The sequence below is a fragment of the Pseudomonas sp. EA_65y_Pfl1_P113 genome, assembly GCF_963970525.1.
Lineage (GTDB): Bacteria > Pseudomonadota > Gammaproteobacteria > Pseudomonadales > Pseudomonadaceae > Aquipseudomonas > Aquipseudomonas tritici.
On record NZ_CAXAQM010000363.1, the window covers coordinates 1 to 520 of the forward strand.

At 71.5% G+C, this 520-nt stretch carries 1 protein-coding gene; it reads right to left on the minus strand.

The annotated features are described in order from the left end of the window. Window positions 1–520 (minus strand): urease accessory protein UreD (locus AACY52_RS30065; RefSeq protein WP_339561342.1); only part of this gene is annotated, 520 nt, incomplete at both ends.

Genomic DNA, 520 nt, shown 5'->3' on the forward strand with positions numbered 1-520 from the left:
GAACCGCGCCATTGCAAATCCATTCCAGGCGGATATCCCGACCTCGCCCGAAAACGACTCCGAGGCCTCGCGGAGCCGCTCGACCAGGGCCTCGTCGCCGGGCACGATCAGGGCGGTGCCGATCGCGCGCGCCCCTGCGGCGACAGCGGAGCGGGCCAGCCTGGTACCGATATCGCCGCCGAGCCTGACCGTCTCGGCGAAGACAAGCCGGCCGCCGCGCGAGACGCGCCAGCGGTCGACGAACTCTCCTTGCGCGATCGTCTCGCCCATCGCGGTCCGGCCGAACACCACGATTTCGCACAGGAGGAGCGAGGCCCCGTCGTCGAGCGCGATGTCGAAGCGGCGCTGCACGCGCGCGCGGTCGAACAGGATGGTCTCCTGCGGCAGCCACGACAGATGCGCGCCGGACGCGACCTTCAGCGAGATGTTGAGCTGCGCCGCCGCGCCCGGGGCGCGGTAGACCTTTTCCGCCGCCGCCGTCGTCAGCGTCAGCCGCGCCCGATCCGACGCCGCGATCTCG